Genomic DNA, 21,005 nt, shown 5'->3' with positions numbered 1-21,005 from the left:
GATGGTCCCCTTTTATTCCTTGAAAATTTCCTCGTACAGGGCCAGAAGCTTTTTTTCCTCCACGCCCCAGTTGAATTCTTCCCGCACGGCCTGACGGCCATTCTCTCCCATCTGCCGGGCCTCCTCCGGATGATCCAGCAGATACCGGATAGCGGAGGCGATCTCCTCCACGTTCTCCGAGTCCACACAGATGCCGCAGTGCCAGCGCTCTACGAATGCCCGGTTGTAGGCAGACCCGTTCATCACCACCGGCAGCCCCATGGCCAGATACTCACAGATCTTGGTGGCCAGATTCTCAGCCTTCCAATACTGGCCCTGGTTCAAAAGCGGAGAAAGGCCCACCCGGCTGGTCTGCAGAAGCGCTGCCACCTGGTCCTTGGCCAGGACGCCCCGGTAATCTACGCTGGAAAATTCCGGCATCTTCCGGAGCTGGGCCTCATAGTCCGCCGGAGAGATCGGGCCAGCCAGCGCAAGTGTACACTTTGCCGACGCCGCAGCCCGGATCGCACTGGTGATGCCCCGGGCCTCCGTCAAAGAACCTGTCAGGCAGATCTGATCCTGGTTCCGTACGGCTTCCGGATCATACCGCTCATAAAAATCCTCCAGCTTGACGCTGTTGTCTACCAGCGCTGTGTGGGGACACCTTCCCGCAAAGGGGTCCTCTCCGTTCACGGTGCAGGGAAAGATGGCCCCGTCCAGGCGCCGGAGGACGTAACGCTCATACCGCGCATATCCAAACGCAATGATCCGCGTGCACCAGCCCGGCAGATAGGGTTTTTGCCGCAGCTGCACGGCATAGAGCTCGTGACTGTCGAAAATCACCTTTTTCCCCCGGCGCTTGAGCTTGATTCCGTAGGGAAGCAGCTCCGGATCATGAAGGTGATAAAGGTCTGCGTCTACGGCCAGTGCCGCCTCATACACTTTGCGGGCAAAGGAGGTCATCCGGGTAAGCCGCCCGCCGGAGGGCTGTCCCACATCGATGATCCGGACACCGGAGTTCTCCCCGCTCTCTCCCCGCTGCACCAGAAAAACCTGGTAACCGGCCTTTGCCAGAGAGACGCACTCCTTTTGAAAAATACGCGTGTCTCCCGGCTGATGGGCACTGGTCATATGGCATACTTTGATCATTCCTGAAACTCCTTCATACGGACGCGTTCCCAAAAGAGAAGCTGCCGGCTTTACAGAACCTCGATGTTCTCCCGGTTTTGAATGTGCTTGGTCACATTCTTGCAGTCAAAGACCGGCACGCCGCACTCGGCCACCATCTGGTAGTCCACCTTGGTGTGGGCCGTGGTGATGATGACCAGATCATAGGCTTTGACGGTCTCCGGCGTCAGCGCCTCCAGGCCCTGATACCACTGGCCTTCATGACGGTACTTGGGGATAAAGGGATCATAGAAATCCGTCATGGCCCCCGTTTTATGGAACTCCTCGATGACCCGGATGGCGGGGCTCTCCCGGTAGTCGTCGATATCCTGCTTGTAGGCCACGCCCAGCACCAGGACCTTGGAGCCGTTCAGAGCCTTCTTATAGCGGTTGAGGATCTTTCCGGCCCGCTCCACCGTGTACTCAGGCATCCGGTCGTTGACCATCATGGACGCTTCGATCATGGAGGTGTGGAAGCCGTACTCCCGGGCCTTCCAGCTGAGGTAATAGGGATCCAGGGGGATGCAGTGGCCGCCCAGGCCGGGACCGGGATAGAATGCCTGGAAGCCGTAAGGCTTGGTTTTGGCGGCGTCCACCACTTCCCAGATGTCAATGCCCATTTTATTGCACAAAATGGCCAGCTCATTGATCAGACCGATGTTTACGTTCCGATAGGTGTTCTCCAGGATCTTCTCCATCTCTGCCACGGCGGGAGAGGATACGGTGGTCACGTCCCCATCCAGAATGGAGCGGTACACCATGGAGATCACCTCCGTGGCGTCAGCACCGATGGCACCCACAACCTTGGGGGTGTTGCTGGTCTTATAGATGAGGTTGCCCGGATCCACCCGCTCCGGGGAGAAACCCAGGTAAAAGTCCTCCCCGCACTTGAGGCCGCTGCCCTCCTCCAGGATGGGGCGAATCAGCTCCTCCGTGGTGCCGGGATAAGTGGTGGACTCCAGCACTACCATGGATCCCCGTCTGAGGTGCTTGGAGATGGCGATGGTGGAATCCCGGACGTAGCTGATGTCCGGCTGCTGGTGCTTGTCCAGCGGCGTGGGCACGCAGATGGCGATGAAATCCACATCACACACCCGGGAGAAATCCGTGGTGGCGCTGAGCATCCCGGCATTCACCAGCTTTTCCAGATCCGCGTCCACCACGTCGCCGATGTAGTTTTTCCCGGCGTTCACCATGTCCACCTTTTCCTGTTGGACATCAAAGCCGATGGTGCGGAACCCGTGTTTCGCCTTATCCACCGCCAGGGGCAGTCCCACGTATCCCAGACCGCAGACACCCATACACAGGGTCTTGTTTTGGATCTTTTCGATCAGTTCTTCTTTCATGGACATATCAATTATTCCTCCAAAGACTTTTTCAAGTTGGATAAAAATTTCTGATGATCAATTGCAAAGTTGCCGGAGACTGTCTGCCCGGCGGGAACTTCTTTCGTCACGACAGACCCGAGGGATACCCGGGCGCCGTCGCCCACGCGCACGCGGTTGGACACAATCGCCCCGACGCCGACCCAGACGTGATCTCCCACCCGGCTGTTCCCGCAGCAGCGGCTGCCATTCGCCAGCAGGCAATTCCGACCGATATGGGAGCCGTGCGCAATGAAACACTGGGCATCCACTTTTGTATTTTCTCCAATCCGGGTCTCTTCCCAGGGAAAAATCCCGGTACTGATGGCTACCTGTTCAAAAATTTCCACATGGTCTTCGATGATGATCCGGGCAGTATCCTCCACAGAGACATTTTGACCCTGTGTATCCTTTGAAAAAGAGAATCCCTTGCAACCGATCACCGCACCGCTGCGGATGGTCACATCATTTCCGATGATCACGCGTCCCTTGATGACCACAAAGGGTTCAATTGTCACGCGGTCTCCGATGACGACGTTTTCACGGTCAATGGCTGCCAGGGGACTGATGGAGCACCCCTCCCCCACCACAGTAGCCGCAGAAGCGCCCACATAATCCGGATGGCGAGCCAAGCGGTTGTGAATCTCAAAGAGTGCAGCCTTGGGCCGGTCACAGAGGAACACACCTTTGATATGGGGCGGGATCTTTTCCGCCAATGCGGAGGTAGTCAGCACACAGGAAATCTTGGAATTATCCAGAGCCGGGAGGAATTTTTCCTTTTCCAGAAACGTCAGAAACTGGGACTGCTCCTGTTCCGTGGCAAATGCGATGCAGCTGAACTCCCCATCTGCAGCCAGCGTACCGGAAACGCCCCGGACAGCTTCAGATAATTTCATCACAGACCCTCCAAAACCGCGTCGATAACCTTGCGCTGCTCCGCCTCTTCCAGATAGGGATGCATGGGCAGGGAGAAGGTCCGGGCACAGTAGTCGTCCGCGTTGTGGAAGGTCTCTCCGTAATGAGGCTCGTCCCGGAACACCGGCAGCGCGTGCTGGGGCGTGGGATAGTAGATCATATTGGGGATCCCGGCCTCCTTCAGGTAGGCCACGATGGCGTCTCGCTGGGCGGTGTCCTTCGCCAGCAGGGCATACTGGGCCCAGGCGCTGACGCAGCCCTCCGCCACAAAGGGCGTCACAAACCGGCCGGCAAACGCCTCGTTGTACCGGTGGGCCACCATCTGTCGGGCGTCCATCTCATAGGTGCCCAGGGCCCTGAGTTTGGGCAGCAGCACGGCGGCCTGCATAGCATCCAGCCGGGAGTTCATGCCTACCCGCACATTGTCGTACTTGCCGCCGGGGCCCTTGCCGTGGACGCACAAAGACCGGCACAGCTGATCCACCGCGTCGTCATCCGTAAAGATAGCGCCGCCGTCACCATAGCAGCCCAAAGGCTTTGCCGGGAAGAAGGACGTGGTGGCGATATGGCCGAAGGCGCAGGCCTTTTTCCCATGGTAGGAGGCGCCGAAACTCTGGGCCGCGTCCTCGATGAGGAACAGACCGTATTTCTCGCAGATGGCCCCGATGGCATCATAGTCACAGGGATTTCCCAAAATATCCACTGCCACCGCAGCCTTGGGGGTCAGCTTTCCCTCCGTCAGCACGGCCTGGATCTGCCGCTCCAGGCCCGCCGGGCTCAGGCAGTAGGTGTCCGGCGTGATGTCACAGAATACAGCAGTGGCCCCAAACATTTTGGCCGGCTCCGTGGAGGAGATGAAGGTCATGTCCGGGCAAAACACCGCGTCCCCGGCACCCACACCTGCCACCATATAGGCGATCTGTAGGGCATCCGTACCGTTGGCGCAGGTGATGCAGTGCTTCCGGTCGGTGAAGGCCGCCAGCTGCGCCTCCAGCTCCTTCACATAAGGGCCGCCGATAAACTGGGCAGAGTCCAGCACGCCCCGGATATTGGCATCAATCTCATCTTTTAGTGCACGATACTGTGCTTTTAGATCAATAAATTGCATATTCTTCACGCTTTCTTTTGATAAAGGGCTTTGCAGGGTTTCCCACCACGGTCTGACCGGGGGCAACATCTTTCACAACAACGGCACCCAAGCCTACAAACGCATTCTCTCCGATGGTGCACTGATTGCGGATAATATCGCCGGCGAGATAGGCATTCTCTCCCACATGCACGCTGCCGCTGACACTGCACGGAACTGGCATTGCCGCATTTCTTCCAAACCAGCAATTATGCGCGATATGCCCCAGCGCATCGATCTTGACTCCGTCCTCCAGAACGGTGTCATCAATGGTTCCACGGCTGATACAGACGTTTTCACCGATCAGAACATCGTTGCCGATACTGACGCCGCCAAAATGCTTCACCATGACCTTGTGATGCCCGGCATCCTCGGTATAGGCATATCCATCGTGACCAATCACAGCACCGGAGTGAATATCACACCGGCTTCCCACCGTCACCCGGTTCAACAGCACCACACTATTCCAGATGACCGTATCATCCCCGATGGTGATGTCCCCATCCAGCGTGCAGTTGTGGCCGATCCGGACGTTTCTTCCCAGCTTGACCCGCGGACCGATATAGGTAAACTGCCCCACGGCGGGCCGCTCCTCTGGTTGGGCATAAAAATGCTCAATCGAAGAAAAAAATGCGTGCTTGCTTTCCGGTGTCCGGATCACATTGGGAGCGTTACCGCCATCGACATCCTCCGCAACGAATACCAGAGCCAGACCCGTCAGATCCATTCCCAGCGGGATGTTCTCCTGCTTTTTGATCCAGGTGAAGGACCCCTCCCGGTAGTGGGAGAGAGAAGAAAATCGGTCCACTTCCCTCTCCGGGTCACCTGTAAAAGAAAACGGGATCCGGGCCGTCTGCAGAAAATCCAGAATTTCCTTAATTTTCATAAACACCGATCCCTCATCACAATGCTCGCCAAGTCTGTGATATTTTCCTGCATCTGTCCATAGCGTTCCGCATTTGCGGAACGGATAAACGCACTCACGGTTTCTGTGATGGATTCGTCTGCTTTGTGGTACCAGAAGGCATGGGTCAGAATGTGCAGGCGGTCATATGTTCCGGAACGGATGATTTCCTCCACTGGTTCCCGCCATCTCCGGCGGCTGTCCGAGAGGTATTTGAAATCATGGAAAAACGTCTGCCCATAGGAATTGATCATGCCGGGAATCTGAAGGTCCGACTCCAGCGTGGCTTGGGAAGGCCGGTGCATAGAGACGGTAGTCACCGGCGTCTCCAGAATGGAAGCCAGGATATCACGCTCATGGAGGATGCGGGACACTGTCTCCTCCGGTGTCCCTTCCAGATAGGCCTTTTCGTCAAAGTGCAGCCCAACTTCGTGCCCCATGGATTGGATGGACCGGAGCTTTTCCACGCTCCCTTTGGAGGCCGGGTTATAGAAATCGCTTGTAAGCAGCACGAAATAAGTACTGCTCACACCCAGCTCCCGCTCCACCCGGGCTAGTGCCATCGCTTGGCCCAAGCTGCTGTCAATATCATGCCGCAGGATCACACAGCGAGCTGTATCCTGCCAGTTGTGATAGGAACAGACCCGATATCCGCCCGTCTGAAGCAGGTGTATCAGGTTTTTGTATGCCGAATAGGTAAATTCCACACGGCTCATCCCCTTTTTTCCAAAATCTCCATCAGTTCCTGTGTTAAAACTCGGAAATCAAACCGTGCGGCAGCTTTCCTGGCATTGCCGCAAAGGCTCTCATAGGCCTGGGGCGAAAGCACCTGAATCTGCCGGATGGCGGCAGGAATCTCCGATACACTCGAAAGACAAATCCCGGCTTGAAATTGCTCCACTGGATTATATTTTGCAGGGAGATCCATCAGGATGGGCCGCCCGGCCGCAAAGCAGTCGAACATCTTGTTGGGGCTAATACCAAACCGGAACAATTCCTTTCCCTGATCTCCGCCATGGATCAAGTTGATATCGGCCCGGCTGACGATGCTGGGGATATACTTCTTCTCCACCTTTCCCTTGAACACCACATTTGAGATCTCTTCCTCCCGGACCCGCTGCTCCAGCGCTGCCCGCTGATCTCCGTCTCCCCAGATCAAAAATTTTACCCTGGGGTCTGTAACCTCTTTGGCGGCGTCCAGCAGCAGACCCAGATGATTTACCTTCCGGATGGAGCCGGTGTAGACGACCTTGAACACGGAGGGATCCTCCAGGTCCGGGTCCTGCACCGTATAGCGCGCCCGGTTCTCATCAAAGACTGCCAGATCCACGCCGTTATTGATATAGTGGATCTTGGCACGGGGGATCCTCCCCTCCCAGCCCTGCTCGACGATATAGTCATATCCGCCCTCGCAGGTGAACACCACGTCATCCGCCTTTTCATAGATCCACTTCTCCAGCCGCCGAAGGGCCAGCACCGCGGGATTCCGGGGTCCGGCGATCCCATAGGCCACAATGGACTCCGGCCAGAGATCTGCGATCTCCGCCACGCCCCGGCAGCCGTATTTCCGGGCCAGATGAATCCCCATGGCACAGGACGTGGGGGGCATAGAGGTGGCCACAATGGCATCGGGTCTGGGGAACTTCCGGCACACACCGGGCAGCTTCCAGGCGAACTCGCAGATGTTGTAAATCCGCTTGAGCCCGTTGCCCTGGTAATCCATGCACCGGATGTAGACATAGTGCACGCCGTCCACTACCTCATCCCGCCAGGGAGCTCCGTCGGTAATGAGATTCATGTTGGAGTTGTGAACGGTACTGGCGGCGAAGATCGTCACCGTGTGGCCCATGGCCATCAGATACCTGGCAAAGCAGGTCTGCCGGGCCAGGGGATAATATTTCGGAGGCACCGCGTAGTGGTTGATGAGCCAAATATCCATGGAGCAACGATTGTCCTTTCTTTTGCTTATCCCCGGATCACAACCGCCAATGTTTCAAAAATCAGGGCGATATCCTGAACAACACCGGCCCGAGGGATGTACGAGAGATCCAGACGCAGCTTTTCCGGCAGGATCTCCTGAATATACGTACGGTTGGGATCGTCGCTGGCGGCAAGCAGGTCGTTTTCATTACGATAGCGGATGGATGCCACCCCCGTGATCCCCGGACGGACCAGAAACACCTGCCTCTGCTCCTCTGTGTACAAATCGGTATACTCCTGTACCTCCGGCCGGGGGCCTACAAAACTCATATCCCCCGCAGCACGTTGAACAGCTGGGGCAACTCGTCCAGCTTGGTCTTGCGCAGGATTCGGCCCACCGGTGTGATCCGGTCATCCCCGGAAGCCGTGATCTTCAATCCGGAATTTTCCTTCCGCATGGTACGGAACTTATAGATGATAAACGGTTTGCCTCCCAGCCCGATCCGTTCCTGACAGAACAGGATACCGCCCGGAGACGTCAGTCCTACAGCCAACGCCGTGATCAGGAACAACGGACTGAGGACCACCAGCCCGCAGGCCGCACAGACGATATCAAAGAGCCGCTTGGCGGCCATTGCACCCCGTCCGGGCGGGGCAAGGCGCTGGAACGTTTGGGTATTTGCCATGATTCCTCCTACAGGATCTCCCGCAGTGCCCCGCAGATCCGCTCTGCCTGGGCCTGGGTCAGTGTGGAATACAGCGGCAGCGTCAGCTCCCGCTCATACAAGCCATAGGCGTTGGGATAATCCTCCATCCGGAATCCCAGATCCCGGTATGCCGTCAGCAGAGGCAGTGGTTTATAGTGGACATTAGAGGCGATTCCCTGCTGGGCCAGAGCATCAATGACGGCATTGCGCTGGGAAAGGGTCTTCCCCTCCAGCTCCGTCAGATACAGGTGGCAGCTGGAGCGGCCATCCTCCGTCAGGTGCCGGGCGGGGCGAATGGCCGTACTCGCCAGCAGCTCATGATACTGCTCCACCAGGGCATACCGCTTGGCCAGCAGTTCCTCATACCGGTGCAGCTGGGCCAGGCCAATGGCGGCCATGATGTCCGTCATGTTGCACTTGTAAAGAGGCGCCACAATGTCATATTCCCACGCGCCGGCCTTGGTCTTAGCCAGGGCATCCTTGTCCTGGCCGTGAAGGCTCAGCAGCATATAGCGACGATAGAGCGCCGCATCATCCAGACCCAGATCCCTGCGCCAGGTCACTGCGCCGCCCTCTGCGGTGGTGAGATTCTTCACCGCATGGAAAGAAAAGGTGGTGAAATCCGCCCATGCACCGCTGCGGATGCCGCCGCGGACCGCACCGAAGCTGTGCGCGCCATCCGCGATCACCGCGATCCGCCCCAGCTGCGCCTGCAGAGGAGATGCCGGTGAAAAGTCTCCCCGGCGATCTTCCACGATGGAAAAAATACGGGTGTAATCACACAGGATCCCCCCCACATCCACCGGGATGATGGCCTTGGTGCGCGGCGTAATGGCTTTTTCAAGCTGTGCATAATCCATCTCATAACAGTCCGGCTGGCTGTCCACCATCACCAGCGTGGCGCCTACATGACATACCGGGCTGGCTGTGGCTGTATACGTATAAGCCGGTACGATCACCTCGTCCCCGGGGCCGATCCCCAGTACACGCAGCGTCAGCTCCAGGCTGGCGGTAGCGGAGTTGAGACACACCGCGGTATCCGTTCCGCAATAGGCCGCGATCTCCCGCTCAAACTGTTTGCTCTTGGGACCGGTGGTGATCCAGCCGGACCGCAAGGTATCCACCACTTCATCGATCTCCGCCTGGGTAATATCCGGCGGGGAAAACGGGATCTTTTCCATATAAACAACACATCCTGCTTTTGATTTGACCGGCTGGGTCCGTATCGCACGCCAGTCCGGCGGTACTTCCCAGATTCTAGATGCTACCCACAGATAAACTTCTGAATGAGAAAACATCTTCTCGTCATTTTTCCTAGTTAATCAGCTTATATTTTAGCACATTTTTCGACGCAGCTCAAGTTTTTGGGTAACTTTTGATAAGTTTTCCGGCTTATTCTTTTTCCTTTTTGCCATAATTCTGTAAAAGCAGGATAGTTCCGATGGATTCAGGACCATTCTGTTTTCTTTTCCACTTATTCCTGCTGCCCGGCAAATACCGCAGAGAGCAGCGCATACGCGGCAGAGGCATCCAGGTCCTCCGTCTCCACGGTGGTCACACTATCCGCGAGAGCCTGATTGGCCTCATCCAGCGCCACCGGAACCAGCAAATACTCGTTGGCCTGCTCCATCTGTTCCATGGTTGCCAAGACGCCTGCCACAAACGCATCCATCTGCGACTCGTCCAGTTGCGCAAAGGCCTGTCCGTACAGATCAAAGGCACTGTTCCACGCATCGGCATTAGACCGCTCCTGAGCCAGTCCCTCCTGCATGATCTCAAAGAAGCCGGAGAGATCCTGCAGGGGCAGATAATAGTAAGCGGCGACTTTATAACAAGCGTCAAAGTCCCCGGTCTCCCGCAGTTCCCGGGCACAGCGGGACGCCACACCCAGATTGAGGCTGCCCCCCTCCTGCAGTGCATTGACCATCCGGTTGACCTTATAATCCTGATCGGTATAGGCGTCCATCCGATCCAGCTTTTCCATGCTGTCCAGGAATTCCGACCGGGTCATATCCGTCGTATCGAAGTCCCTGAATTGCGCCTGTGCCATCTGGCTGCCCAAAAGCATCGCAAAGGAAACGACCAGCCAGAGTGCGGCGGCCAGGGTCCCTACGACCCGGAGGATCCGCACGCCGCTTCTCCCCTCCGCGGGCTCCCCACAGGAGACAACACTCATAAGGACCAGGAAAAACGCGGCACACTGGAACATCCGCACGGAGAAGGAGATCTCCATCAACCCGTGGAGATTCATCATCACCCAGCAGGCAAGCAATACCGCAGCCATACCATCCTGCTGTGTCCGCAGCCGCCGCACCAGCAGCCATGCCGCACCCAGCATCAGCGCCAGGAACGCCGCAAGACCCAGCAGACCCGTCTCGTCCATCACCTGCAGGATATGGTTATGCAGATAGAGGGACTGGTAGAAGAAGGGCTGCACCGAGGTCAGCAGACCCTCCGTAGCGCCCAGGCCGTGCCCCGTCAACGGTGATTGCGTAAACAGGGTCCAGCCGTCCTTGAGATACTGCACCCGCAGCAGGAAGCTGCGGTCCTGAAACAGATTCTTCTGGAACCGGCTCACCAGGTTTTCCGGCAGCAGCGTATAGGATGTGGGGATCTTCGTACCGTCGGAGAGGGACAGAGAGCGGATCTGAGTCCCCTCCGGTCCCCGGAACTGGAAGAGTACCCGGGTAATCCCCTCCGGCACGGTAAAGGAGGCCTCGGACAGCGGTCCGCTGTAATAAGTCTCCGTCCGGTTTTCCATCTCCTGCGCCTGGGTGGAGCCATAGGCCATCAGAGTGATCTCATCGCCGTTGTCCCAGTCGCCGGTGATGGTATAGGTCTCCCCGGAGGTGACGTCCGCGCCCCGGTAAAGAACATTTTCCTCCGTGCAGACGAAGGGCTCCGTCAGCGTAAAAGCGGCCACCGTTCCCGCAGCGCAGAGCACCACCAGACCGGTAGCAATCCCCGCGATCAGGCGGGGGTGTCCATTGAGAACCTCTGCCGCCTTCTGGCCCAAACCTTCATACAGGCCCCAGAGCACAAGTCCGCATGGCAACGCGGCCAATGTCCCAAGAACAGAGCCGGAGGAGAGCAGCGTCATAGACAGCAGACCGAATGCGCCCATGGATAACGCCGTGAAAAACAGGAGCAGGAACAGCTGGCCCCGCTGCCCTTTTCCCACAAACAACAGATAGCAGAGGACTGTCGCGCCAAAGCAGAGAATGGCACCACGGCTCATCGCGGTAAAAAAGGCCACTGCGGACAGTCCGGTCAGAAAGCAGGCCGCAAATCGCTCCCACGGTTTCCGTCCTGTACGGATCAGGTAGAGTCCCACCAAGACCGCCAGCGCCATCAGGCTGCCGGTCAGGTTTGCGTCGTTATAGATGCCGTCAAACCGGGCGCCCGTATAGGTCGCTTGATCCAGGCTCTGATAAGCTGCATCCCCAAGCCCCTCCATAAAAGAGGCAAAGCCGCGAAAGAGCGGTCCCCGGCACCCGGCATCGATACATAGAAGCCCAATCACTCCGCACACGGCAGAGAAGCTGAACAGGAGTCCGCCGGCGTTCTGTTCCCGTCCGCGTGCCAACAGCAGCAGGCCCAGGGCTCCGGACGCCAGCAGCTTGGCATATTCTCCGTAAGCGTAGGCGCCGAAGCTCGTATACAGGCTGGCGGCCCCGCAGAGGATCAAAAAGGCCAGAAACCCCAGGACCGGGATTCCCAGGCGGCCGCGAAACCGTGCATAGCCCCCCCTGCCAAAGGACAGCGCCAATGCCACAGCCGCCAGAATCAGGCTCATGGGAACCGTCTGCACCGTCATGGCAAAAAACAGCAGCACCGCAAATCCCACAACAAACAGGCGGTCATACAGCGGATGGTCTTTCTCCGGCACAGGCGCCGCATCATTCACCGGTTTTGGAACCACCTCTGCCGGCACGGTTTTTTTTCGCTTCATGAAATTGCTCCTCTCGCGAGAATAGTCTTTTACCGCGCAAAATTATATCAGATTTCTTGTTCATTGTCTATTCCAATGGTTTCATTTATGTATCAAATTAGCAGATTATATTTGTCACTCATTTTTAATCATCCTTCGCTTTTCAGTCCGCAGTCCGGACAAAGGGAATCCACCTCTGCGAGGGGCGGAATGCCTGTGTATTTTTATTTTTCAACGATGTGACATCCGTTTCAAGAAAGCGCGGGCCCGCCTTTCAGACCAAATCATTCAGAGAAAGAGCGGTACCGGAAAGCGCATTGGATGTCATCACAATCCTCGGCTGATCTGATGCATCAAAAAATTTCCATAATTGGCTGCTACCAAATCTTTAATTTTGCTACCAGACTTTCCAGGGTTTCCAAGCTTTGCAGCCGTTTGGTAGCATGAAAACTCAAAATGCTACCGAAGTTGTTCGGAAAACCGCTGGCCCACAAGGGCCGCAAGCCGTTGTGCGAGGAGTGTATCTCTCCAAACGAAAACGGGAGCGGAAGGCGGAAATTTAAAGGAGGTAAACACCCAATGAAGAAGTTCCTTTCTCTGGTACTGGCTCTGGTGATGACCATGTCTCTGGTCACCGTCAGCGCCGGCGCCAAGGACTTCAGTGATGACGGCAGCATCACCTACAAGGAAGCTGTCGACGTCATCAGCGGCATCGGCGTTGTCGACGGTTATTCCGGCGGCGACTTCAAGCCCACTGAAGTCCTGACCCGCGGTGCCGCCGCCAAGATCATCTGCAACCTGATCCTGGGGCCCACCACCGCTTCCTACCTGAGCGCTGACACCGCTCCCTTCAAGGATGTGCCCGTGACTAACGTGTTCGCAGGCTACATCACCTACTGCTCTCAGCAGGGCATCATCAACGGCTACGCCGACGGCACCTTCCGTCCCACCGCCACCCTGAGCGGCAATGCGTTCATGAAGATGCTGCTGGGCGCTCTGGGCTATGACAGCGCCATTGAGGGCTACACCGGTGCCAACTGGACCGTGGCCGTCATCAAGCAGGCTGCCGGTATCGGCCTGGACGACGGCAACGACGAGTTCGTCGGCTCCAAGGCCGTGACCCGTGAGGAGGCTGCCCTGTACGCCTTCAACATGCTGCAGGCCACCATGGTCGAGTACGACGCCAAGACCTCTGTTGACATCAACGGCGCTACCGTGACCATCGCCGGCGACAAGGCCAAGGAAGTTGCGCAGGGCTCCTACGACAACAACATGCACAAGCCCAACCTGCAGTTTGCCGAGCGCTACTTCGACAAGCTGGACAAGACCGAGACCACCGACGACTTCGCCCGTCCCGCCACCAAGTGGACTTTCAAGGGCGACAAGATCGGCACCTATGCGGACGCCGCTGATGTGACTTACACCAGCAACGTGAAGCTGGGTGATATCTACAGCGATCTCGACATGAGCGAGAAGGACAAGAACGCCGAGGTCTATTACAACGGCGTCGAGGCCGATGATGTTGCCGTGTCCAAGGGCAACACCGTCAAGGTCTCCAGCTCCAGCGCCAACAACAAGCTGGTGGCTGACGGCAGCACCGTTGAGGTCTTCTACGATGAGGACAACAACGATGTCACCATCTGCATCATCGACACCTATGTGGGCACCATCTCCTCCAAGGAAGAGAAGGTCTCCGATCCCTATGTTGTCGTGAACTCCGAGAGCCTCGTGACCGAGAAGGACGCTTCTACCTCTGTGTCCATCTCCGGCAGCAAGGCCCGCTTTGAGACCAATACCGACAACTTCGAGGAAGACGATGTGGTCCTGTTCACCTACTCCCAGAGCGCGGACGAGATCAAGTCCGTTGTGAAGGCCGAGTCCGTGGAGGGCACCCTCGACAAGTACACCCTGGGCAAGAACCTGACTCTGGCCGATACCGAGTACAAGTACTCCAAGAACATTGCGTTCTCCTTCGGCTCTGAGACCAGCATGACCACCAAGAGCGACTATGTCATCTATCTGGATACCAACGGCATGGTCATCTATGTGGATGAGCAGGAGTTCGACGCCTCTCAGTACGCGTATGTGCTCTACACCCAGAGCAGCAACAGCCGCTTCGGCAAGGATCAGGTTCAGCTGGTCATGTCCGACGGCTCCGTGAAGACGGTGGATACTGACGACGATTACACCTCTCTGGAGGGCACCATCGTCTACTACCGCGCTGACGACAAGGGCGAGTACGCTCTGCGTCAGGCCGCCAATGTTCATAAGAATGGCAACCCCACCATCACCACCACTGCCGATGCCAGCATTGCTACAAATGGCGTTCTGTCCGGCGGCGCTGACACCTTCGAGATGAAGAACACCCGCGCGGCTATCACCACCAAAACCGGCACTACGGTGTATGGCAACAGTGAGACCGTGTTCGTGGTGGCTGAGAGCGATGCCCGCGGCAAGACTGACTATTCCGTCTACAAGGGCATCAAGAACGCTCCCACCATCATGTCTGATGATCCGACCACCTCTCCCGCTGTGGAGACCAAGGCTGTTGAGATGGTCTACACCACCAGCGGCTCCAGCGATGTGGTGACCTTCGCCTTCATCGACGCCACCGGCGCCTATGTCACCAACGGCAAGCGCGATGTGGTGTTCCTGGCTGCTGAGTCCGCCACCAAGATGATCACCGATGGCGACAACAACCAGTACTACCTGTACAACGCAGTTGTGGACGACGAGATCACCACCGTGAAGGTCAAGGCCGCTCAGGATGCTGGCTCTGTGGTCGTGGCTGGCAACGACACGGTCAACCAGGTTGTGACCAATGCTGACTACAACAACAAGGGTCTGCTGACCTCCGCTGATGATATCTCCACATCTGATTACACCACCCTCAAGGGCACCGGCGTGTGGAAGCTCTCCGGCTCCTACAGCATCGGCCTGAACGGCACGACGGCTTCCGCCAGCGTCCGCTACACGGTTGCCTCTGACGCCAAGATGTACTACATCGATACCGATGGTGTTATCACCAAGATCGACGATGTGAAGAACATCAGCTCCGACTCCACTGCTACCTACATCGGCCTCCTCGATGTGACTGACGGCGACATCGCCTACCTGTTCATCCAGGAAGTTGACAACGGCAAGCAGGAGGGCGCCGGTAGCAGCGGCGTGGTCCTGAGCGGGATCAGCGCAAGCTACAGCAGCGGCACCGTCACTGTCACTCTGACCGGCACGAACGCCGGACAGGTCTACCCCGTGACCATCTCCCTGGTCAACGGCGGCACCCTGGTGAAGCTGACGACCGCCAACGTGACTGGCGCCGCGACAACGACGACCGCCACCATCTCTGCCGCTCTGTCTGCGGGCTCCACCTACATGGTGACCTGCGGCGACCAGAGCTTTGTGTTGGGTGTCTGATTACCCGCCAGAAGGGTGATTGTACCCGCGGTTGAAAATTCCCCCGGACTTCGGTCCGGGGGAATTTTTTGTTGCACGAAATTCTGCAATTTCTTCCGGTCAGGGGGGATTGGATAGCGGGAGTTTTCCCGCCACAATTTTCGGGAAAGGGTGAAGAATTTGCAGCAGACCAGTCAATTTCATCTCAACCAGTGGGAGCTGACGGACCGCATCCGGATGGAGGATTTCAACGGGGACAATCAGAAGCTGGAGACAGCCCTGGCCTCCCTGGCAGCCGCGGACGCGGCGGAGCAGCAGGCGAGAACGGCTCAGGATGCCGCCATCCGCCGGGAGGCAGCCGCAGCCGCCGAGGCCGTCCACTGGTAAAACTTCTGGAAGTGCCTGTCACGCAGGAAGCAGCGCAGGTGGATGTGGATGTATCACAGATCGACTTCACGCAGTACACGGAGGTGTGGATCGTCCCCATCCTCTCCACAGCCTATCACTATATCTATCTGCGCTGCAACAATATTGCGACAGACAGCTATTTCCATCCGGGCACGCACCAAAACTACCTGTGCCGCCTGGAGATGAGCGGCCTCCTGGGTCAAGGCAAAGCAAAGATCCGTCTGGCAACTTATCTCTCCCCCATTGCCTGTATCTGTGAGCATATCTATGATACATCGAACCCGCCCTATTACAGCACCATCCCCTCCATCGCGCCGAAGGACCTGAAGACGCTGAACTTTATGACGGACGCCGGAACCATCAACGGGGAAGGGAAAATCATCCTCTGGGGCTGGAAACTGTAACCCAAAGGAACGCCCCCGGACAAAAGTCCGGGGGACCTTCGACTCTTCCGGTGCTGGCGGCGAAGGAACGGCTCATTCACCAGTTCGTTTCCTCTGCCAACTGGGCCAAAGCCTGTGCAAATCCTCGCAAGCCGTGTGTCCGTGCAGAGAGAAGCTATCAGAGGGCGTGCCGACCGGCTTTGACTATGCCTGACACATAAAAAGGATTCCCGGACAGAAGTCCGGGAATCCTTTTTGTCTTAGTGCATCAGCACGTTGACACAGTTCCTTAGGCAGTGAACGTTGCGTTCTGACCGCCGCAGGAGACCATGTAGATACCGCCGCTGGCAGCGATGCTGGCCAGAGTGCCCACGGACAGGACAGCGGTGGTGCTGGTAGCGCCGGTGGCGCCGGTGACCGTGTAGGTGCCCAGCTCAGTGGTCACACCGGCAACGATCATCTTCAGGGTGACCTTGTAGTTCTGGCCGGCGTTGGTGCCGTTCAGAGTCAGGGTCAGGTTGGGAGCAGAATAGGTCACACCAGTGATGCTGGTCAGCTCCTGTCTGCCGCCGGAAGAGGACTGGTCGTTATCCTCGAAGTACTGCTGGATGAACAGATAGCTGATCTGGCCATCCTCCAGGACGTAGGTCACGACATCCTCGTCGGAGCGGCGGATGTTGCTCACCGCACCCTCGGTAATGGTGCCGTCATCGTCGATGAAGAAGATCTTCGCATCGTCGGCGACCACATAGGTGGACTCAGAGCCGTTGCCGTAGCCAAGCACGACGTTCTCATTGTTCACCTTGTTGATGCCGGTGACGGTGCCGGAGTTGCCCAGTTTGTCCAGGCCGGTGATCACACCGTCGTCATAATCGGCGCCAGTGAAGACCACGTTGCTGCTGAAGGAGCCGTTGGAGGTGCGGTTGTCGATCTTCACGCTGGCATCGACCTTGACGCCCTCAACGATCTTGCCATCCACAACTGCGTTGTAGGTGTAGTACTCGTTGTCGGAGTCCTCGATCTTCTTGCTGCCGGACTCGAAGGCGAAGAAGATCACGTCGTTGTTGCCGCCGGTGACCTTGTAGTCAGCCTCGTCCACGCTCAGGTACACGATGGTGGCAACGCCCTTGTTGCGGCAGTAGTAGCTCATGCCGATGGCATTGGTAGCCGGGCTGCTGTCGTTGTCGTCCACGATGGTGGGAGCGTTGTTGATGCCGGTGTAGGCGCGATAGGTAGCATCCTTCCAATTCTCGCGAGCACCGCTGTCATAGGTGCCCACCACGAACACCGTCTTGCTGTCGGCATAGATGTAGTCGGTGCCCTGCTTGGCATCGGAGGCGTTGGTCACGCCCTTGTTAGTCAGGTTGATCCGGGCCACGCCGTTCCGCAGCTCGAAGGAGTCCTCGGCCTTAGCAATGCTGGGATTCTTGGTGTCGAGATCCTTCAGGCGATACTCGCCTTTGGAGGTCTCCTTCACCAGGACAATCTCAGATTTGGGATTACCAATCTGCAGCTCAGAACCATAGCCAGCGAAGTCGTTGGTGTAGTCCTCCTTGGTGTCGACGGTCTTCATCTTGCCGTCATAGGTGATCAGAGCGGCCTTGTCAGAGGCGAAAGCAACGCTGGAACCCTGCAGAGCGCGCAGATAGGCGTAGTCAGCGATGTTGTACTCAGTCTCCTCGACGTAGATGGCATAGCCGTTGGCATCCAGGTACACGACATACTCGCTGTCGATGCCCAGGCTGCTCTCGCCGCCGTCCACAGAATACATCTTGGAGAAGTCATACTTGGTCTCACCCAGGTTGATGGACTTGCCGGAAACCTTTCTGGTCAGAGTGCCCTCAGCGGACTCAGCAGCCTTGACAGACTGGATCTCGTTGTTGGCATAGGTGAAGAGGACGATCTGGTCGTTCTCGAAACCAGTGGTCTCGAACTCGTCGTTGGCACGCAGGCCGGAGGTGGCGCCGTTCTCAGCAGCCAGCTCGGACAGGGTGATGTAAGCATCCTTGGAGTTGGTCTCGGCCACAACCTTGTTGACCTCAGCCACGTAGGTGTTGATAGCCACGATGGTGACATCGTTGGTATCCTCATCCAGATAGGCCTCGACCAGAGTGCCGTTGCCGACGTTGCACTTCGCAACGGGAGAGTTGGTGAACTTCAGCTCGCTGACCTTCAGGTCGTTGCCCTTGGAGACCTTGGCGGACTCGCTGGCCTCAACGCCGTCCACGAAGACGGGAGCAGCCTCGTCCTTGTCGGACATGCCCAGGTCAGAGTAGATCTGGCCCAGCTTCACGTCGGCGGTGTAGGTGGCGTCAGCGGTCTTGGCGAAGGTGCCAACCTCAACGCCCTTGAAGCGCCAGGTGTTGGCGGGACGGCCGAAGTCATCGGTGGTGTCGGTGGTCAGGCGCAGGTCGGTGAAGTATCTCTCAGCGAACTGCATCTTGTTGTCGTCGTCGATGTAGCCGTCGGTACGAGAGGTGTTCTCGATCTCCTTGGCCTTGTCGCCGGCGATGGTCACGGTAGCGCCGTTGATGTCGACAGAAGTCTTGGCGTCGTACTCGACCATGGTGGCCTGCAGCATGTTGAAGGCGTACAGGGCAGCCTCCTCACGGGTCACGGCCTTGGAGCCGACGAACTCGTCGTTGCCGTCGTCCAGGCCGATACCGGCGGCCTGCTTGATGACGGCCACGGACCAGTTGGGACCAGTGTAGCTCTCGACAGCGCTGTCATAGCCCAGGGCGCCCAGCAGCATCTTCATGAACGCGTTGCCGGTCAGGGTGCCGGTGGGACGGAAGGTGCCGTCGGGATAGCCGTTGATGATCTTCTCCTGGGCGCAGTAGGTGATGTAGCCTGCGAAGGTGTTGCTCACGGGCACATCCTTAAAGGGAGCGCTGCTGGCGCTCAGAGCGGAAGCGGTGGTGGGCCCCAGGATCAGGTTGCAGATGATCTTGGCGGCGGCACCGCGGGTCAGGACATCAGTGGGCTTGAAGTCGCCGCCGGTGTAACCGTCGACAACACCAATCTCGGAGATGACGTCAACAGCTTCCTGATAGGTGATGCTGTCGTCATCACTGAAGTCCTTAGCACCGGCGCTGACGGTGACCAGAGACATGGTCATCACCAGAGCCAGTACCAGAGAAAGGAACTTCTTCATTGGGTGTTTACCTCCTTTAAATTTCCGCCGTTCCCTCATTTTGGCAAATTGGAGAGATACACTCCGCAAACGCGGCCCCCCCCAAACTACCTCGGTGAGCGTTCGGCTTTAGAAGTTCAGAACGCCTGAGTGAAGCCTCTTTTTTACACGGTACACATACCGTGGCTAGCCATTCCTGTATCTGTACCGGGCAGCCAAGAGCGATTCCTCATTTGTTCTAGACGCATCATATCAGATCAATTTTCTGTTTGCAATAGATTTGCAGCTCTTGTAATATAACCGTAACATTCCGGCAGATCGTCTGCGATCCATGCACTTTGATACGCTCTGTCCCAATATATATAATGTATGGCTTGCCAGATGTTCCTCCCGACCCCCCTCCCGGTTTGGGCCGTTCTTCTTTTAGGGTAAGGCTGTACCGTCTGCCCTCTATTGCTTACCGCCCACATACATGTTTCGATTTCGTACAGATAAAAATAAACATTGCTGCATCTGGCGCTCTATGGTAGAATGCAATCGTTACATTTGTTATACAAAAGGTGTAGTCTATGGATTTGTTTGATACTTTTTTCGGTGAGCTCCTCATGACATTCCTCATTGCCATGGTGCCTGTGCTGGAGCTGCGCGGTGCAATTCCGGCCGGTATAGCCGCCGGCCTGCCGCCAGCCGCAGCGGCGGCTGCCGCCATCCTCGGCAATCTCGTTCCAATCCCCTTTCTCATTCTTTTGCTCCGCCGTATTTTTGACTGGCTGCGCAAATCCAGCTGGGTTGGACCGAAAATCGACTGGCTGGAGCGCCGGGCACACCTCAAGGGCCGAATCGTGAAAAAGTATCGCACCATCGGCCTGATCATCCTCGTGGCAATCCCGCTGCCGGGGACCGGGGCCTGGACCGGCGCCCTGGTGGCCGATGTGCTGGACCTCCGGCTCCGGACAGCCCTCCCCGCCATCGCGCTTGGCGTCCTCATCGCCGGAATCATTACCACCACCGTGACCTGCGGTGTCATTCGAGTCTTTTGGTGAGTTTCGCTGTACGTGTGTAATCAGCCGCCTGCGGCGGCTGATACTCCTTTCTATACAGGAACTTCCCCATGTTCGATGGGGCAGTGACCGGAATGACCCTGCGCCGCATTCGCCCGGAAATGTACAACTGGTGGAAATGGCTTCCGGCAGGTATTCATGCAGCAGGAAAATAAGGTCCTGCCGTTTTTCAGGAGATGCGCAGAACTATCCTCTATTTGAAAAGCAGTCGTAACTTCAAGCAGCCTGCCAGCGTCGGTTTTCTGCCGCTTTAAGAGGAAGGTCCCGGCAGATCAAACATTTTTTAAAAGAGTGGGCCGGAGCTGGCCTGTACTCCATGGCTGATGCGTTGCTGCGAAGGATGTCCGGTGCGAGGGAGCGACAGTCCGGCCGCCGCATCCGTTTCATATTTTGCGCTTTCATTTTGCTCCGTTTGTATTTAGCAGGCAACATAGGACTCCTATTCAGAAAAGTCCAAAGCCATTGCGCAGAAATGGCTTCGGACACAAAACGCCCCTGCCGATCAGAACAACGACAACTCTCTGTTCTAATCAGGCAGGGGCATTCAGACGGACCGGATGAAGCTGAAGCTGTAAGTACCCTGTCCCGCTCCCTTGCACCCACGCCGTTGA

The 21,005-nt window shown here is 57.1% G+C and carries 14 protein-coding genes and 1 pseudogene; 4 read left to right on the top strand and 11 right to left on the bottom strand.

Annotated elements, in window-relative coordinates; genetic code table 11:
• Positions 1 to 12 precede the first annotated feature (12 nt).
• The 10 genes and pseudogenes from EIO64_RS14445 to EIO64_RS14400 all read right to left on the bottom strand — a co-directional run bounded on the left by EIO64_RS14445 (position 13) and on the right by EIO64_RS14400 (position 12,034).
• On the bottom strand, positions 13 to 1,128 hold the full coding sequence (locus tag EIO64_RS14445) for a glycosyltransferase family 4 protein (protein ID WP_136891530.1): 1,116 nt from the start codon (positions 1,126 to 1,128) through the stop codon (positions 13 to 15).
• Between the two features lie 50 nt (positions 1,129 to 1,178).
• The gene (locus EIO64_RS14440; RefSeq protein ID WP_336303862.1) at positions 1,179 to 2,498 is read right to left on the bottom strand and encodes a nucleotide sugar dehydrogenase; all 1,320 of its coding nucleotides are present in this window, start codon (positions 2,496 to 2,498) and stop codon (positions 1,179 to 1,181) included.
• Between the two features lie 5 nt (positions 2,499 to 2,503).
• Positions 2,504 to 3,406 (bottom strand): UDP-3-O-(3-hydroxymyristoyl)glucosamine N-acyltransferase, encoded by a 903-nt coding sequence (locus tag EIO64_RS14435; RefSeq protein ID WP_136891529.1) that lies wholly within the window; start codon positions 3,404 to 3,406, stop codon positions 2,504 to 2,506.
• On the bottom strand, positions 3,406 to 4,533 hold the full coding sequence (locus EIO64_RS14430; RefSeq protein WP_136891528.1) for a DegT/DnrJ/EryC1/StrS family aminotransferase: 1,128 nt from the start codon (positions 4,531 to 4,533) through the stop codon (positions 3,406 to 3,408). The genes EIO64_RS14435 and EIO64_RS14430 overlap by 1 nt, the downstream gene beginning before the upstream one ends.
• Entirely contained in the window at positions 4,520 to 5,437 is a 918-nt protein-coding gene (locus EIO64_RS14425) for a UDP-3-O-(3-hydroxymyristoyl)glucosamine N-acyltransferase (protein ID WP_136891527.1), read from the bottom strand. Before EIO64_RS14425 ends, EIO64_RS14430 begins: the two co-directional genes overlap by 14 nt.
• Entirely contained in the window at positions 5,434 to 6,171 is a 738-nt protein-coding gene (locus EIO64_RS14420; protein ID WP_025543521.1) for a polysaccharide deacetylase family protein, read from the bottom strand. Before EIO64_RS14420 ends, EIO64_RS14425 begins: the two co-directional genes overlap by 4 nt.
• Positions 6,168 to 7,394 (bottom strand): glycosyltransferase family 4 protein, encoded by a 1,227-nt coding sequence (locus tag EIO64_RS14415; protein WP_025543522.1) that lies wholly within the window; start codon positions 7,392 to 7,394, stop codon positions 6,168 to 6,170. Before EIO64_RS14415 ends, EIO64_RS14420 begins: the two co-directional genes overlap by 4 nt.
• A gap of 26 nt (positions 7,395 to 7,420) precedes the next feature.
• Positions 7,421 to 8,010: pseudogene (locus EIO64_RS14410) on the bottom strand (sugar transferase).
• A 59-nt stretch (positions 8,011 to 8,069) separates the two neighbouring features.
• Positions 8,070 to 9,263, bottom strand: a complete 1,194-nt coding sequence (locus tag EIO64_RS14405) for a DegT/DnrJ/EryC1/StrS family aminotransferase (RefSeq protein ID WP_119310664.1) — start codon at positions 9,261 to 9,263, stop codon at positions 8,070 to 8,072.
• 293 nt (positions 9,264 to 9,556) lie between these two features.
• On the bottom strand, positions 9,557 to 12,034 hold the full coding sequence (locus tag EIO64_RS14400) for an O-antigen ligase family protein (protein WP_119310663.1): 2,478 nt from the start codon (positions 12,032 to 12,034) through the stop codon (positions 9,557 to 9,559).
• A gap of 558 nt (positions 12,035 to 12,592) precedes the next feature.
• Here EIO64_RS14400 and EIO64_RS14395 point away from each other — a divergent pair.
• The 3 genes from EIO64_RS14395 (at position 12,593) to EIO64_RS14385 (ending at position 16,221) form a co-directional block, all read left to right on the top strand.
• Positions 12,593 to 15,430: an S-layer homology domain-containing protein gene (locus tag EIO64_RS14395; RefSeq protein WP_158629803.1), complete on the top strand. Its 2,838-nt coding sequence runs from the start codon at positions 12,593 to 12,595 to the stop codon at positions 15,428 to 15,430.
• 150 nt (positions 15,431 to 15,580) lie between these two features.
• Entirely contained in the window at positions 15,581 to 15,796 is a 216-nt protein-coding gene (locus EIO64_RS14390; protein WP_158629802.1) for a hypothetical protein, read from the top strand.
• Between the two features lie 38 nt (positions 15,797 to 15,834).
• Positions 15,835 to 16,221 (top strand): hypothetical protein, encoded by a 387-nt coding sequence (locus EIO64_RS14385; RefSeq protein ID WP_136891524.1) that lies wholly within the window; start codon positions 15,835 to 15,837, stop codon positions 16,219 to 16,221.
• Positions 16,222 to 16,489: 268 nt separating this feature from the next.
• Here the strand turns inward: EIO64_RS14385 and EIO64_RS14380 are convergent, their stop codons facing one another.
• On the bottom strand, positions 16,490 to 19,354 hold the full coding sequence (locus tag EIO64_RS14380; protein ID WP_158629801.1) for an S-layer homology domain-containing protein: 2,865 nt from the start codon (positions 19,352 to 19,354) through the stop codon (positions 16,490 to 16,492).
• A 548-nt stretch (positions 19,355 to 19,902) separates the two neighbouring features.
• On the opposite strand from EIO64_RS14380, the gene EIO64_RS14375 reads away from it, so the two are divergent.
• Complete coding sequence (locus tag EIO64_RS14375) at positions 19,903 to 20,376, top strand: COG2426 family protein (protein WP_119310659.1); 474 nt, start codon at positions 19,903 to 19,905, stop codon at positions 20,374 to 20,376.
• Positions 20,377 to 21,005: the final 629 nt, after the last annotated feature.

Origin of the sequence: Dysosmobacter welbionis (genome assembly GCF_005121165.3) — a bacterium.
In the GTDB taxonomy this organism is placed as follows: Bacteria; Bacillota; Clostridia; order Oscillospirales; family Oscillospiraceae; genus Oscillibacter; species Oscillibacter welbionis.
Note: the sequence above shows the minus strand (reverse complement) of the source record. Positions and strands in the feature narration are given on the sequence as shown.